The organism is Streptomyces sp. NPDC018693, assembly GCF_044391385.1.
In the GTDB taxonomy this organism is placed as follows: Bacteria; Actinomycetota; Actinomycetes; order Streptomycetales; family Streptomycetaceae; genus Streptomyces.
Genome location: NZ_JBIRZZ010000024.1, coordinates 23,361 through 38,867, shown reverse-complemented (window position 1 = coordinate 38,867; position 15,507 = coordinate 23,361). Strand labels below are relative to the sequence as shown.

At 75.3% G+C, this 15,507-nt stretch carries 5 protein-coding genes; all 5 read right to left on the bottom strand.

Annotation, left to right across the window (positions count from 1 at the left end):
• Window positions 1-26 precede the first annotated feature (26 nt).
• The 5 genes from ACH5AC_RS35785 to ACH5AC_RS35765 all read right to left on the bottom strand — a co-directional run bounded on the left by ACH5AC_RS35785 (window position 27) and on the right by ACH5AC_RS35765 (window position 15,477).
• Window positions 27-1,832 carry an FAD-dependent monooxygenase gene (locus ACH5AC_RS35785; protein WP_398866505.1) on the bottom strand — a complete coding sequence of 602 codons (1,806 nt, stop codon included), beginning with the start codon at window positions 1,830-1,832 and terminating at the stop codon, window positions 27-29.
• A gap of 192 nt (window positions 1,833-2,024) precedes the next feature.
• Window positions 2,025-2,609 (bottom strand): flavin reductase family protein, encoded by a 585-nt coding sequence (locus tag ACH5AC_RS35780; RefSeq protein ID WP_398866504.1) that lies wholly within the window; start codon window positions 2,607-2,609, stop codon window positions 2,025-2,027.
• Between the two features lie 41 nt (window positions 2,610-2,650).
• Complete coding sequence (locus ACH5AC_RS35775) at window positions 2,651-3,418, bottom strand: thioesterase II family protein (protein ID WP_398866503.1); 768 nt, start codon at window positions 3,416-3,418, stop codon at window positions 2,651-2,653.
• Window positions 3,415-5,982, bottom strand: a complete 2,568-nt coding sequence (locus ACH5AC_RS35770; protein WP_398866502.1) for a beta-ketoacyl synthase N-terminal-like domain-containing protein — start codon at window positions 5,980-5,982, stop codon at window positions 3,415-3,417. Before ACH5AC_RS35770 ends, ACH5AC_RS35775 begins: the two co-directional genes overlap by 4 nt.
• A 12-nt stretch (window positions 5,983-5,994) precedes the next feature.
• Window positions 5,995-15,477 (bottom strand): SDR family NAD(P)-dependent oxidoreductase, encoded by a 9,483-nt coding sequence (locus tag ACH5AC_RS35765; RefSeq protein WP_398866501.1) that lies wholly within the window; start codon window positions 15,475-15,477, stop codon window positions 5,995-5,997.
• Window positions 15,478-15,507 lie beyond the last annotated feature (30 nt).

Below are 15,507 nucleotides of genomic sequence, written 5' to 3'. Positions count from 1 at the left end.
CGCCGGACACGGCCCGCGTCGGGCCGTCAGCGCGGCCCACGACGCCTGCGCAGGACGCCGGGGAGCCCCCGCAGCCGGCGGACCTGGGTGTCGGCCATGTCCGCCAGCGTGACGACCGAGGCCAGGGTCAGCAGCGCGGTGCCGGACACCGCCATGTGGACGGGCCGGTACTCGTGTCCCTTCACCTGAAGGAACTCCGGCTCCTTCGCCGGCGCGGGCAAGGTGAGGTCGACGGCCGTGGGGCGCTCGCCGAACGGCAGCCGCCACAGCCCGGGCAGCGCCGCGTGGGCGCGCATGACCGCCTTGGTCGCCGGCAGCCTGACCCCGTCCTCCAGCCGCCGGATCGCCCGGCGCTCCAGGCCGCGGTGCCAGCGCTCCACCGCTCCGGCCACCACATGCGGGTCCAGGCGGTGCCAGGGCGCCGACTGGGACAGGAACAGCCGTCGGCTCAGGCCCTCCCGCAGCCGTACGTGCTCCTCGGTCTCCTCGCTGGTGCGGCCACCCGTCTCGATCAGCCAGCGGGACGCGCGGAACCGGCCGAGCATCGCCGCGCCGAAGATCATCAGGTCCAGCAGATGGTCCAGGACGAAGAAACGGCTGTCGGCGATGGCCGGGCTGTACTTCGAGCGGACCATGGAGCGCATGATGCGCCAGTCGGCGGTGGCCGCGCGGTTCACATGGTTCAGGTATGCCTCGTCCAGCACGCCTTCCTGGATGTCGCGCTGCGCGACGTTGGCGATGTGCCAGGAGGTGGTCATCGACAGCGAGATGCCCTGGCTGTAGTAGGCGTCGATGATCGACGAGGCATCGCCCACCATGGCGTACCGCTTCGGCGAGACGAAGGTGTCGGTGCAGTGCTGGACGTCCCGGTAGGCGCTGAACTCCAGGACGTTCTCCTCCTTGAGCCAGTCCAGCAGGGGGTAGCGGCGCAGGACCTTCCAGAAGACCTCGCGCGCGTTGCCCTCCTCCGGCGGCCGGCCGCGGTGGTAGGTGACGCCGACGCTGACCCGGTCTCCGGCCAGCCGGATGATCCAGATCCAGTAGCCGTCGCCCCAGAGGTGGACGGTGTTGCGCTCGCGGCGGGCCACGTCACCGTCGGGGAACGCGTAGTTCCAGCGCTCGTCGAACAGGTCGTCGCCGCACCCGGAGAACTGCGCCCAGGCCGCGGTGGTCCGGAACTCCTCGTCCAGGGGCAGGTCATGGCCGTACTTGCGGGCCAGCAACCGGGTGCGGCCGGAGCAGTCGACCATCCACCGGGCGGCGATCTCACCGCTCTCCTTCTTGTTCCGCGACACCCAGTGCAGCACATGGTCCCGGGAGTCGTCCCCGAGGTCGATGTCGCGCACCAGGCCCCGGTCCAGGAAGGTGACGCCGTCCGTTTCACGGGCCCGCTCACGCAGCTCGGCCTCGATCTCGGGACGGACGATCTGTGAGTCCTGGAACATGACGCGTGGGAAGTAGGCGGTACTGAACTTCTCCATCCAGCGGTCGGGCAGTTTGCTCTGGAAGCCCCACTCGGAGACGGAGTCGTCGAACTCGGTACGGCCCTCCAGCCCGTGGGCCATCCAGAAACCGGCCTTCTGGAAGGACTGGTTGAGGCTGTCGTCGAGTTCGCCGAGCGTCCGCAGGAAGGCGTTGGAGAAGATCAGCAGCGACTCCCCCACCTTGTAGCTCGCCTGCTGCTTCTCCGTGGGCTGGTCGATGCAGACCACCGACAGTCCGCGCTTGGCCAGCGCGATGGTGTTGATCAGGCCCACGATACCTGCCCCGATGACACACACATCGGCTCTGACTCGTTCCTGGGGCCTTGCCGCGTCCTGGGATGCGGGCACAGTGTCTCCTCTGGTCAGCAGGGCACCGGGGGCGGGACCGGCCGGTTCGGTCGCGGCGGCCGTCGCGTCGATCGTAGGAACCCGCCCCGCCCGGCCGCGACTTCGAGGTTGCTCGACTTCGCGTGGTGCGGAGCGGGGGGCGACGTACGGGCGGCACGGGGGCCGGTGGCTCGCCGGTGTCCTGGAGCGGTGTCAGTTGATGAAGTCGAAAGAGCGGTGGCTGTCGGCGAGGGCCTGCGGCCAGGTCGCGTAGCGGCGCAGCCCATACAGCAGGGGCTGCTGAGAGCGCAGCCGGGTGACCCGGCGCACCCGGCCCATGGTGACGACGTGGTCGCCGACGGGACGGGAGTGGCTGACCACGCAGTCGGCCACGGTGTGCGCGGAGTTGACCAGATGGGGCCCGCAGGCGCCGGCGGGCGTCTCCCAGCGCACCCGGTCGAAGCGGTCCGCGGCGCCGGAGGCGAACAACTCGGCGGACGGCTGCGCCTCGTCGTGCAGCAGATTGACGGCGAAGGCGCCACCGGCGAGGACGGCGCGCAGGGTCGGACTGCCGTCGCGCAGACAGACGAGCAGGGTGGCCGGATCCAGGGCGACGCTGCACAGGGACGTGCAGGTCATGCCCCACGGCACACCGTCGTCCAGGGCGGTCACCACGCACACGCCCGTCGGGAAGCCCGTCATGAGCGTGCGCATGTCGGCCGGAGCGTCGGGCGGCGGTTGCGCCGCGGCGTCGGGCGGCCCGGCCTCACCGGTCGGGGGGCTGCTGTCACGGTCCATCGGGTGTCTCCTAGAGGATGTCTCCTGGGCACGACGGCCTCTCACGCCGGAGCGGACTGCGCGAGGCGCAGGGCGTGGCGGATCTCGTCGGTCAGCGCCCGCGCGAACGCGGCGAAGCCGTCGTCCAGGAAGTGGAAGTGGCCGCCCTCGCTGAGGTACTGACGGAACGTCCGGTCGGTCTCGGCCGCCCAGTTGCCCAGCAGCGCGGGCGGGGAGAGATCGTCGCGGGTGGCCCCGAAGGCGGTGAGCGGCGCGGCGAGGGGGCGGCGCGCCGGATCGGCGCGGTGGTGGCCCAGGGCGTACAGGTCGCTGCGGATCAGCCGCAGGAAGCGCCGCCGGAACTCGGGCGCCTCGTCGAACCGGTCCGGGATGCCGCCCATGGCGGTCAGCCCGGCCATCAGCTCCTCGTCGGGCAGTGCCGGGTCGAGGCGTGGCGTGGGCACCGCGTCGGGCGGGGCGAGCCGCCCCGACACCCCCACCCACGCGGGCCCGGCGCCCCGCTCCTGGAGGAGGCGGGCCGCCTCCACGGCGACGACAGCGCCCATGCTGTGCCCGAACAGCGCCAGGGGCGGACCCGCCCAGGGGGCGATGTCGTCGGCGGCCCGGGCGGCCATCGTGGTCATGTCCCGCAACGGCGCCGCGGAGTGCCGTTTGCCCCGGCCGGGCAGGTCGAGCAGCAGGACGTCCCAGTCGTGGGGCAGCAGCCTGGCCAGTGGGAAATAGGCGCTGCCCGAGCCCCCGGCGTGGTGGCAGACAACGAGGCGTACGGCGGGCTCGTCGAGGGGGCGGGGACGGATGAAGGGGATCACGCGCCGCACTCCTCGGCCGGCTTCCCGGCAGCACCCGCGCGGCCCGCGATGTCCTGGGCGAGCTTGCCGAGCAGGGTCCGCAGGGGCAGGTCGAGCGGCAGCTCCGCGGCAGTCAGGCCGACCTCGTAGCGCTCCTCGACCCGGGTGATGAACAGCGTGGAGATGAAGGAGTCGCCGCCCTCGTCGAGGAACGAGCGCTCGAGGTCGAGTTCGTCCGTTGTCTCCAGGGCCTCCTTGAGCACGCGCACCAGGAACCCGGTGATCTCCTCGACACCGCCGCCGTCCGGCGGGGCGACGGCCTGGGCCCGGCCGTGGCCCGGCGGGGCGGCGCCCCCGCCGAGCGGCGGTTCCTCCACCCAGTGGCGCCGGCGCTGGAAGGGGTAGGTGGGCAGGTCGCCCAGCAGCCGGGTCCCCGGGGCGGCCAGGGCGTCAAGGCGGAGGTCGCACCCTGCCTCGAACAGCAGCCCGAGCAGCTCCGGGAAGGTGTCCTCGACGGCGCGCCCGTCCAGGACCCGCGCGGCGGGCCCCGTCCCGTCGTCCCACTCGACGGTCACCGCGTCGCCACCCGCGTCGGCTGTGAGACGCACCCGCACGCCCAGCCCCTCCAGGAACCCGGCGAGCCTCGCGGCGGCCGGGGCCACCTCCCGTCCGTCCAGAGACGGACAGGCGGCGGCCACTGCCGCCCGGCCGTCCGGCGCGGGGTACCCGGCGCCCCCAGCCACCCCGCCATCCAACGCGGGATACCCAACACCGCCAGCCACCCCGCCATCCGACACAGGGTCCGCAGCGCCCGCTGCCCCATCCCGGCGGTCCAGAGCGGGATACGCGGCGGCCAGTGCGGTCGTCACGGTCGTGGCGTCGGTCGGGGTGCGGAGGGTGACACGCGGGGGCTGACCGGCGCGCCGTGCGCCGGCCGCACGGCCGCGGGCCTGCTCCAGCCGGTCCGCGAGGTCTGCAGCGGTGTGACCGGTGACGGCGATGCGGTAGGGGTGCGGGGCGCGCCCGCCGCGCAGGGTGTGGCAGAGCGACGGCAGCTGGGCCGGATCGGTCTTGCGCAGCCGGTCGGCGACGGCGTCCGCGAGCTCCACCAGGGCCCGGGGGTCCTTGGCCGACAACGTCACCAGCTCGGGGCGGAGCGGCGCCCCGGTGTCCTGGGCGGGCGCCGGGGTCGGATCGTACGCCTCCAGGATCACATGGACGTTGGTGCCGCTCATGCCGAAGGAGTTGACGCCCGCCACGCGGCGGGGCAGCCGACGGGGCCACGGGCGGTTGGCGCGCGGCACCTCGAAGCCGATGCGCTCCCAGGGGATGTGCGGGTTCAGCTCGCCGTCCTGCGGGTGGGCGGCCGCCGGGATCTCGCCGTGCCGGAGCATCAGGACCGTCTTGATCAGCGCCGCGACACCGGAGGCCGCCTCCAGGTGACCGAGCCGGGACTTGACGCTGCCGATCTGCAGGGGCAGCCCGCGCTCCCGGACGGCCGGGCCGAGCACGGCGTCCAGCGCGCCCACCTCGATGGGGTCTCCCAGCACGGTGCCCGTGCCATGCGCCTCGACCCAGCCGAGGTCGGCCGGCTCGACACCGGCGTCGGCCAGCGCGGCGCCGATGACCTCCTGCTGGGCAGGGCCGCTCGGCGCGGTCAGGCCCGAGGCGGCCCCGTCGTGGTTGAGCGCGGAGCCCCGGATGACGGCCAGCACCGGCCGGCCCTCACGCTCGGCGTCGGCCAGCCGCATCAGCGCCACCGCACCGACGCCCTCGCCCCGTCCGTATCCGTCGGCGGAGGCGAGGAACGACTTGGAGCGGCCGTCCGGGGACAGCGCGCGCGTCTGGCACAGCGAGACCATCAGGTTCGCCGACAGCAGCAGGTTGGAGCCGCAGACGAGCGCGTACCGGCACTCGCCTGAGCGCAGCCCCCGCACCGCGAGGTGCAGTGCCGTCAGGGACGAGGAGCACGCGGTGTCCACGCTGACGACGGGCCCGGAGAACCCCAGGGCGTACGCGATGCGGCCGGCCCCGAAGCACAGGCCGCCGCCCGTGGTGTAGTAGGGGCCGACACGGCTCAGGTCGGCGCGGTCCTCAACCCGCTCGCTGTACTCGGACGCCATCATCCCGAGGTAGACGCCGACGGGCAGCCGGTCGCCGCGGCGCACCGCGAGGCCGGCCCGCTCCAGGGCCTCCCAGGCGGTCTCCAGGAGCAGGCGCTGCTGCGGGTCGAGCTGCCTGGCCTCGCGCTGCGAGATACCGAAGAAGTCGGCGTCGAAGTGGGCGATGTCGGTGAGGAAGCCGGCCGTGTCGACGTACGACCGTCCGGGCTTGCCCGGCACCGGGTCGTACACGGCGCGCAGTCCTGGGCGGTCCTCGGGGATGCGGGAATACGCCGACTCCTCGCCGCGCAGGAAGTCCCAGTACTCCTCGGGCGAGCTGAGGCCGCCCGGCAGCCGCAGGCCCATGCCGACGACCGCGACGGGGGCGCGCCGTTCCTCCTCCAGTTCCCTGATCCGGGCCTGCAGCCGGCGGGAGAGACGGAGCTGCTCCTCCATCAACTGCCGTATTTCCGCGGGTTCCATGGTGTCAAGCCCTCACTTCTCTTCTGTCAGGTCCGCCTGCACGGCCCGGACGAGGTCGTCGAACGACAGGTCCGCGAGATCGGCGTCGTCGTGGTGCACCGCGCCCTGCGGTGCTTGCCCCTGCGGTGCGTAGGCGGCGCCTCGTCCCGGGGCGTCCGGGGCCCCGCCGAGGAACGTCGCCGCGTAGGCGGCGAGTTCGGCGACGGTGGGGTGGTCGAGTGCGACGGTCGCCGGGAGTTCGGCGGCCAGGGCGTGGGCGAGTCGCGTCCGCAGATCGATCACCATGATCGAGTCGAGCCCCAGGTCGCCGAATCCGGTGTGGTCGTCGTGGACGGCGTCCTCGCCCAGCGCCTCGCCGGCGAGCCGGCGCACCGCCGACCGCAGTTCCTCGTCGACGGTGCCGGCGTCGGCTCCGGCCAGCCGCTCCCCCAGCCAGCCGCGCGGCGGCGGTCCGCCGGGACGGTCCGCGGAGCCCCGGGCGCGCTGCGGGGCCCCGCCCAGCAGGGCCGCGCGCGGGTGGTCACCGGCCCGGGCGGCGTACTGCGCGCCGTCCAGGCGGACCGCCACCAGGTGGGCGTCGCCGCCCGTGACGGCCAGCCGCAGCAGCCGTTCGGCCTCCTCGTCGCTGAGCGGGCCGATGCCGAGCCGGGCGATGGCCCGGGCCGTGGCGTCGGTCGCGGCCAGGCCGCCGTGGCCGTCCGGGGTCCAGGGGCCCCAGGCGACGCTGGTGACCGGCCGTCCGGCGGCGCGCAGCGCTTCGGCGAGGCCGTCGAGGTAGCCGTTGGCGGCGGCGTAGTTGGTCTGGCCGGCGGAGCCGAGGACGGCGGAGACCGACGAGTACAGGACGAAGGCGTCCAGGTCGTGTCCGTCCAGCGCGGCGGCGAGCTGGGCCGCGCCTGCCGCCTTGGCGGTGAAGACCCGCTCGAACGACGCCTCGTCCAGGTGCGCGAACGCCCCGTCGTCGGTGACCCCGGCCAGGTGGAAGGCGGTGCGCAGCGGGGCGTGCCGACCGGCCTGGGCGACCGCGCGGCGGCAGTCGTCGGGGGCGGTGACATCGCCCTGGACGACCTGGACGCCGACGCCGCGGGCGGTGAGCGCGGCGAGCACCCGGCGGGCCGACTCGCCGGGGGCGGAGCGGCCGAGCAGCGTCACATGGGCCGCTCCCCAGTCGGCGAGGATCGCCGCGGTGCTCAGGCCGAGGGCGCCCAGGCCGCCGGTGATCAGGGCGGAGGTGCCGGAGAGGTCGAGCGCGCGGCGCGGTTCCCGCTCGGTGTACGGCACGAGGCGGGGCACCCGAACCCCGGTGGCATGCACCTCCAGGCGGGTCTCGGGGATCCCGGCCCGCAGCGCACCGGTCAGGGCGCGGGCCAGGCCGGCCGCGTCGCCGTCCGCGGCGACGGTCACCCGCAGCAGCCTGCGGTCGGTCTGCTCGGCCTCCAACGAGGCCAGCATCCCCCACAGTGCCGCCCGCAACGGCGCGGACGGGTCCCGTCCGGCGGCGGGCGCCGCGCACAGCACGGCGTAGGGCACGTCGTGCGCCGTCCCGCGCAGGGTGCGGGCCAGGGTCCGTACGGCGTCCAGGGTGTCCGTCGGCGAACAGAGCGCCGCCGGGTCGGTGGGGACGTCGAGGAAGCGGCCGTCCACGACGAGATCGACTCCGGTGGCGGGGTCGGCGTCGGTGACGTGCCGCACGCGGTGCCCGAGCTGTTCCAGGGCGTGCGCCAGGGTCTTGACGGCAGGCTGCTCCGCCCCGGCGACGGCGATCACGCGTCCTTCGGCGAAGTCGGCCGCGGGGAGCGGGAACTCGCGGGTGACAAGGGTGTGGGCGTGCCCGACGGGCTCGCGCAGCGACCGCTCCAGCAGTTCCCGTGAGGCACGGCGGAAGCGGAACCGGTCGACAGTCAGCACGACTGCCCCGTCCGCGTCGAACAGCCGGAGATCGGCCGCGTGGATGTGGAGAAAGTCCGCCGACCTGGCGCCCCGGCGCTCGACCCGTACCTGGCCCCAGAGTTCGCCCCCTCGGGCGGGGCGGCCGCGCAGCAGGACGCGGTCGGCGGCGAACGGGATGGCGAGCGCGGTCTCCTCGGTGACGGTGCCCGGGCGGGCGGCGGCGACCGCGAAGGCGACCGTGCTCTGCAAGCAGGAGTCGAGGAGCCCGGGGTGGATCCGATAGCCGTCGGGGCTCTCGTTCATCTCCGCCGGCTCGGCGAAGCGCACGATCGCCTCGTCGCCGTGGATCCACACGTCGCGGATCCACCGGAACGACGGGCCGAGGTGGTAGCCGAGGGTGCGCAGATGGTCGTAGAAGTCGGCGCCGGTCACATGGTGTTCGGCCGTCGCGGCGAAGGCCCGTGGTGCGGGGGGCGGCGGCGCGGGCCGGGCGTCGGCCGGGTCCGCGACGCGGGCGGCGAGGTGTTCCTGCCAGGTGCCGCGGTCGGGGTCGACGAGGCTCTGGACGCTGACCGTGGTGGTGCCGTGGTCCTGTTCGGCCTCGATGATCTGCAGGTCGTAGCGCTCCTGCTCGCGCAGCACCAGGGCGCGCGGGAAGTGCAGGTCCGCCAGGGCCACGGGGCCGCCGTCCCGGCCGAGCGCCGACAGCACCGTCGCTGTCTGGGAGGCGCCGGGGACGGACACGACCCCGAAGAGCCGGTGGTCCGTCAGGTGCGCCGGGTATCCGGTGCTGCGTTCGGTGGCGAACACCCGTCCGTGCAGGGCCGGGGAGCGCAGCTCGGTGCCCCAGGCGGGGGCGGCCGGGCGGCCGGGGGCCACGGCGGGTCCGGCGGTGGTCTCGGCGCGGGTCCAGTGGCGGGTGGGCGCGAAGGGGTAGCGCGGTGCGTCGGCGGTGCCGCGGCCGCCGTTGATCCGCGCCCAGTCGAGGTCCTGCCCGAGCGCATACAGCTGTGCGGCCGCGGTGCGCATGGTGTCGCGTTCGCCCCGGCTCCGGCGCAGCGAGGACACCACCCCGCCGGGCGGGGCCTCGTCGGCGGACCGCACGAGGTTGACGAGGGTGCGGTCGGGGCCGATCTCCAGACAGACGTCGATGCCCTGGAGGGCCAGCTGCCGGGCCCCGTCGTGGAAGCGGACCGGGAGGCGGGCGTGGCGTCGCCAGTAGGCGGCGTCGTAGGTGTCGGCGTCGGCGAGCCGGCCGGTCACGTTGGAGACGATCGGTACGTCGGGCGCGGTGAACCGCAGCGGGGCGAGGGCCGCGGTGAGGTCGTCGAGGGCGGGATCCAGCAGGCGGGAGTGGAAGGCGTGCGAGACGCTGAGCCGACGGTGGCGCACCTTGTGTTCGGTGAGCCGGGCGGCCAGCTCCTCGACGGCCGCCGGGACGCCCGACAGTACGGTCGCGGTGGGCCCGTTGACCGCGGCGACGTCCAGGCCGTGTGCGGCGGCCCAGGCGGCGGCGTCCGCCTCGGGGGCCACCACGGCGAGCATGGCGCCGCGTTCGGTGGCCTGCATCAGCCGGGCCCGCTCGGCGATGAGGGTCAGTCCGTCGTCCAGTGTCAGCACGCCCGCGCTCAGGGCGGCGGCGATCTCGCCGACGCTGTGTCCCATCACCAGGGCGGGCGTCACTCCCCACGACCGCCACAGCGCGGTCAGCGCGACCTCCAGGGCGACCAGCGCGGGCTGGGTCACCCGGGTCTCGTCGACCGCCTGCGGATCGTCTGCGTACAGCACGAGGTCGGTGAGCGAGGCACCGAGCGCGGGTGCGAGGGCTCGGTCGCAGGCGTCGTAGGCGGCCCGGAACACCGGCTCGGTCTCGTGGAGTTCGCGGCCCATGCCGGCGTACTGGCTGCCCTGCCCGGAGAACAGGAAGGCGATGCGCGGGCCGGTGGCGGCGGGCCCGGTCGGGGCCGGGGCGTCCAGGGCGGACAGGAACTGCTCGCGGTCGCGTCCGATGAGGATCCGGCGGTACGGGAAATGCGCCCGGCCGGTGCCGGCCGTGGCGGCCAGGGCGGGGATCTCGCTGTCGGGGGCGTGCTCCAGGTGCCGGCGCCAGCGGTCCGTCAGCCGGTCCAGGCCCTCCGGGTCCGGTGCCGACAGCGGCAGCAGCCGCAGCGCGCCGTCCGGTGTGCGCTCGCCGGGCGTGTCGGGGGCTTCTTCCGGCGTGTCGGGGGCCTCTTCGAGGAGGACGTGCGCGTTGGTGCCGGTGAAGCCGAAGCCGGAGACGCCGGCCACCCGCGGCCGCGCGCCGCGCCGCCAGGGGGTGGGGGCCTCGACCACCTGGACGTTCATGGTGGCCCAGTCGATGTGCGGGTTGGGCCGGGTGAAGTGCAGGTTGGCGGGGAGCAGGCCGTGGCGCAGGGCGAGCACGGTCTTGATGACGGCGGCCATGCCGGCGGCGGACTCGCAGTGCCCGATGTTGCTCTTGACGGAGCCGATCCGCAGGGGTTCGCCGGGCCGGCGGCCGGGGCCGAGGACCCGCGAGGCGGCGCCGACCTCGACGGGGTCGCCGAGCGAGGTGCCCGTGCCGTGGGCCTCCAGGTACGACACGTCGCCGCCGGTGAGTCCGGCGTCGGCGAGTGCGGTGGTGAGCATGGCCTCCTGGGCGGTGCCGCTGGGCACGGTCAGGCCGGAGGAGGCACCGTCCTGGTTGACGGCGCTGCCGCGGATCACTGCGAGCACCCGGTCGCCGTCGCGCCGGGCGTCGGCCAGCCGCTTGAGGACCACTACGCCGCAGCCCTCGGAGCGCACGAATCCGTTGGCGTCCGCGGAGAAGGTCCGGCACCGGCCGTCGGGCGACAGCATGTGGGCGCGGCTCACGGAGACCGACGACGTCGGGTCGAGGAGCACGTTGACGCCGCCGGCGAGGGCCGTGTCGGACTCGCCGGAGCGCAGCGAGCGCACCGCGAGGTGCAGGGCGACGAGCGAGGAGGAGCAGGCCGTGTCGACGGCCAGGGCGGGGCCGTTCAGGCCGAGGACGTAGGCGAGGCGTCCGGCCGCGGCGTTGAGGGCTGTGCCGGTGCCGTAGTAGGCGTCGATCCTGTCGGTGCCGGCGCGGGCCAGCAGGCGTGCGTAGTCGGCGTAGCTGATGCCGACGAACACGCCGGTCCTGGTGCCCTTCAGCCGCGTGGGGTCGATGCCGCCGTGCTCCAGGGCGTGCCAGGCCGACTCCAGCAGGAGGCGCTGCTGCGGGTCGAGGTTCTCGGCCTCGCGGGCGGGGACGTCGAAGAACCGGGCGTCGAACCGGTCGATGCCGCGCAGGAACCCGCCCCGGTCGGTGCTGATGCCGCCGGGCCGGAACGCCGTCGCGTCCCAGCGGTCCGGGGGTACCGTGCCGACGCCGTCGCGGCCCTCGCGCAGCAGGTCCCACAGCTCCTCGACGGAGTCCGCACCGGGGAACCGCCCGGCCATGCCGACGATGGCGACCGGTTCTCCGGCCGCGTCGGCGGGCGGTTCGGCGGGGGTGGCGGGCGCATCGGGGCTCGTGGGCGTGGGGTCGACGCCGAGGCGGGATGTGGTGGGCGCCGCGGGTGCCGTCGTGTCGGCATTCGCCGCGGGTGACGTGGGTCCGGTCGGGGTCGTGCCGGTGGGCGCCGCGGGTGCCGTCGTGTCGGCATTCGCCGCGGGTGACGCGGGTCCGGTCGGGGTCGTGCCGGTGGGCGCCGCGGGTGCCGTCGTGTCGGCATTCGCCGCGGGTGACGTGGGTCCGGTCGGGGTCGTGCCGGTGGGCGCCGGGGTCGTGGGCAGGGTCAGCAGGTGGGTGGCGAGCCGGGTGACCGTGGGATGGTCGAAGACGTCGGCGACCGCCAGCGTCACGCCGAAGGACTCCGCGAGACGCGTCACCAGGTCGACAGCCGCGATGGAGTCCAGGCCGAGGTCGAAGAAGCCGGTGTCGCGGCGTACCGCGGCCGGATCGTCGTGCCCGAGGACACCGGCGAGGATGCGGGCGACGTGACCGCGGGCCACATCGGGGCGCGCGGCCTGCGGGAGTGCCGCGAGTTCGGCCCCGATGTACGGCTCGGGCGCGCGCTCCGGACTCGTGGCCCCGCCCGTCCGGGTGGTCTGGGCGGCGTCGGGCTCGGGGGCGGTCGCGGCATCGGGCGCGAACAGGCCGCGAGGGCGCAGCCCTGACATGACGTGGGTGAAACGGTCGACGTCCAGGGGGCAGGCCACGAGGTACCCCGCCGCGCCGGGCGCCCGGGCGGTGAGCGCCGCGCACCCCGCCTCGGCGTCGAGCGCCCCGACGCCGAGGCGGGCGTACTGCTCCCGCGCGGCGCCGTCGGCCATGCCCCGGCCGTCCAGCGCCCACGGGCCGTAGGCGATGCTGGTCGCGGGCAGCCCGCGCGCCACGCGGTGTGCGGCGAGCGCGTCGAGCGCTCCGTTGGCCGCCGCGTAGGCGGCGCACTGGTCGGTGCCCCACACCGCGGAGACCGACGACACCAGGACGAAGAAGTCCACCGCCCAGTCCGCCGCCACCCGGTGCAGCCACCAGGCTCCGGCGGCCTTGTCACGCAGGGCGGCGGCGAACTCGGCGCTGCCGGTACGGGCGGCGGGGGTGCGTCGCACGGTGCCCGCGGCGTGGATCACTCCGCGCACCGGCGGCAGGCCGGCGAGCGGGGCGCACGCCTCGGCCAGTGCGCCGGGAGTGTCGCAGCCGCCGCCCCGGTAGACGGTCCGCTCCGTCTGCGCGCGCAGCCGTGCCAGCACCGCGGCCGCGTCGGGGTCCAGTTCCTCCTCGGTGCGGCGGCCGATCAGCAGCAGGTGCCGGGCGCCGCGGCGCACCAGGTCGGTGACGAGTTCGCGGCCCACGGCGCCGAGCGCGCCCGTCACGACGTACGTCCCGTCGGGCCGCACCGGCAGCTCGCCGCCGGGTGCCTCGGCCGGGCGCAGCCGGGCGACGAGCACTCGTCCGGCGCGGACGGCGGCCACGTCCTCGGTGCGGGCCGTGGCACCGGCGGATGTCCGTGCGTCGGTGAAGTCCAGTGCGGCATCGAGGTCGGCGGCGGAGGGTTCCGCCGGCAGGTCGACGATGCCGCCCCAGGCGGCGGACAGTTCGAGGCCGAGCACGGCGGCGAGTCCGTGCAGGGCGCCGTGGCCGGCGGCGGCGACGGGGTCGTCGGGGCCGGTGCGGCGGGCGGCGGTGGTCACCGCGAACACGGTGCGGGGTGCGCCGTCGGCCTGGTGCGCGGCGGCGACGGCGGCCGTCACGGCGGCGCACTGGTCGGCGCCGGCCGTCACCGGGTCGGCGCCGTCCGGGTCGTCGGGCAGCAGTACCGGGCGCGGCACCAGGACGAGTCGTGCGGGCTCGCGCTCGGGGTGGGCGGACCAGTGGGCGTGCCACTCGGCCGCGGTGCCGGGCAGGGAGCGTATCCGCCAGCCGGGGGGCGGGGACGGCGGGGTGGGGGTCGCGGGGAGGAGCAGGGTGCCGCCGGCACCGCGGGCGGCGGCCCGGTGCGCGAGCCGGACGAGCAGGTCCACGTCGTCACCGGCGAGCACCGCGCGGGAGGTGCCCGTCGAGGTGAACGCGTGGGGGTACCAGGCGATGTGGTGGGTGGTCGTCGGGCGGTGCGGGCCGGTCGGTGCGGCCGGGTCCGGCGTCTCGCCCTGACGGCTGCCGCGCCGGCCGGTGCCGAGCGCCGGCTCGGTGGCGGGGCCCGCCCATGCCGGCGCCGCCGGGGCGGACTTCGGCTTCGCCGCCTGCCCGGCCCGCTCCGCGCTGCCCGAGGTGGACTCGGGTCCGTCCGCGGACGCGGGGGCGTGGCGGCGGTGCTGCCAGGGGTAGGCCGGCAGGTCGACGACGCGTCGCGGGAGGTCGGCACCCACGGGTTCCACGCCCGGCGCGTCGGTCTCGGTCACCGTGACGGAGGGATCGTCGCGTCCGTCGGCCAGCGCGCGCAGGGCGCCGGCCGCCTCGGCGGGGCCCCGCGCGGCGATACGGGCCCGGACGTCGAGCCGTGCCCTGCCAGGTCCGGCGGTGTGGGCGAAGGCCGGATAGTCGGCGGCGGGGAGGTCGGTGAGCCGGTCGGCGTAGCGGGCCGCGAGGTCCCGCAGGGCCTGCGGGGTCCTGGCCGAGATCTCGAACGCCTCGACGGGGACGTCGGGTCCGGCGGCCGGGGCCTCGGCCCGCTCCCGGTCCGTGGGCAGGCCGAGGATCACCTGGGCGTTGGTACCGCTCATCCCGAAGGAGCTGACCATCGCGTGACGGCCGCTGTCGGGCGACCAGTCCAGCAGTTCCGTCGGCACGGTCATGCCGGTGCCGGAGAGGTCGATGCGCGGGTTGAGCGTGCGGAAGTGGACGACGGGGGGCACCTGTCGGTGGCGCAGACACAGAACGGCCTTGGCCAGCCCGGCGATTCCGGCGGCGGACTCCAGGTGTCCGACGTTCGTCTTGACCGCACCGACCGGCAGCGGCGCCCCGCCGTTGCGCCGGCCGAGCGCGGTCGCCAGGGCCTCCATCTCGATGGGGTCGCCGAGGGGTGTGCCGGTGCCGTGGGCCTCGACGAGGCCGATGTCGGCGGGTTCCAGTCCGGCGGCGGCCAGCGCCGTCTCGGTCAGGGCCACCTGGGCGAGCACGTTGGGTGCGGTGAAGCCGCCCGAGCGGCCGTCCTGGTTGACCGCCGAGCCGCGGATCACGGCGTGCACTCGGTCACCGTCGCGCAGCGCGTGGTCGAGCCGCTTGAGGACGACGGCGCCGCAGCCCTCCCCACGGGTGAAACCCGCCGCGCGCGCGTCGAAGGTGCGGCACAGGCCGTCCGGCGACAGGGACCGCGTCTCCTGTACCAGCCGCATCGACCGCGGGGACATGATGAGGTTGGCGCCCGCCGCGAAAGCCGTCTCGCACTCGCCGCGCCGCAGGGCCTGCACGGCGAGGTGGACGGCGACGAGGGAGGACGAGCAGGCCGTGTCGACGGACAGCGCCGGGCCGTTCAGGCCGAGCGCGTAGGCGATGCGTCCGGCCGCGAAGTTGTGGCCGTTTCCGGTGGTCCAGTAGGCGTCGGGTTCGCCGCGCAGCCAGTCCCGGTAGTCCTGCCACATGATCCCGAGGTAGAGCCCGGTGCGGCTGCCGGCGAGCCGGTCGGCGGGCAGGGCCGCGTTCTCCAGCGCCTCCCAGGTGACCTCCAGGAGCATGCGGTGCTGGGGGTCGAGGTGGCGGGCCTCGCGCGGGCTGATGCCGAAGAAGTCGGCGTCGAAGTCGAGCACCTCGTCGAGGAAGCCGCCGCGCTGCGGGAGTCCTTCCCATTCCCGCGCGAACGGGCCCTTGCGCGACTCGGGCAGCGGCCGCACCAGGTCGCGGCCCTCGGCGAGCGCCGTCCAGTAGCCGTCCAGGTCGCGGATGCCGCCGGGCAGCCGGAGTCCCGCGCCGACGATGGCGATCGGCTGGTTGCCCCCGGCCTCGGCCAGCCTGCGCTGGAGGGTGCGGATGGTGGCGAGGGCGCGGGTGAGCCGGGTCTGCTCGGCCTGGGGCGGGGGTGCGCTGTGGGGTGCCTCGGAGGGCGTGGTGAGGTCTGACGTGGACGCCGTGTCGGGCGGCGTGCTGTGATCGGCTGCCATGGACCGGGTACCTCGCAGTGGGATGGGACG

Coding starts and splice junctions, on each gene's coding strand:
- ACH5AC_RS35780 (WP_398866504.1), bottom strand. CDS start 2,609: ATGGACCGTGACAGCAGCCCCCCGACCGGTGAGGCCGGGCCGCCCGAC.
- ACH5AC_RS35770 (WP_398866502.1), bottom strand. CDS start 5,982: ATGGAACCCGCGGAAATACGGCAGTTGATGGAGGAGCAGCTCCGTCTC.
- ACH5AC_RS35765 (WP_398866501.1), bottom strand. CDS start 15,477: ATGGCAGCCGATCACAGCACGCCGCCCGACACGGCGTCCACGTCAGAC.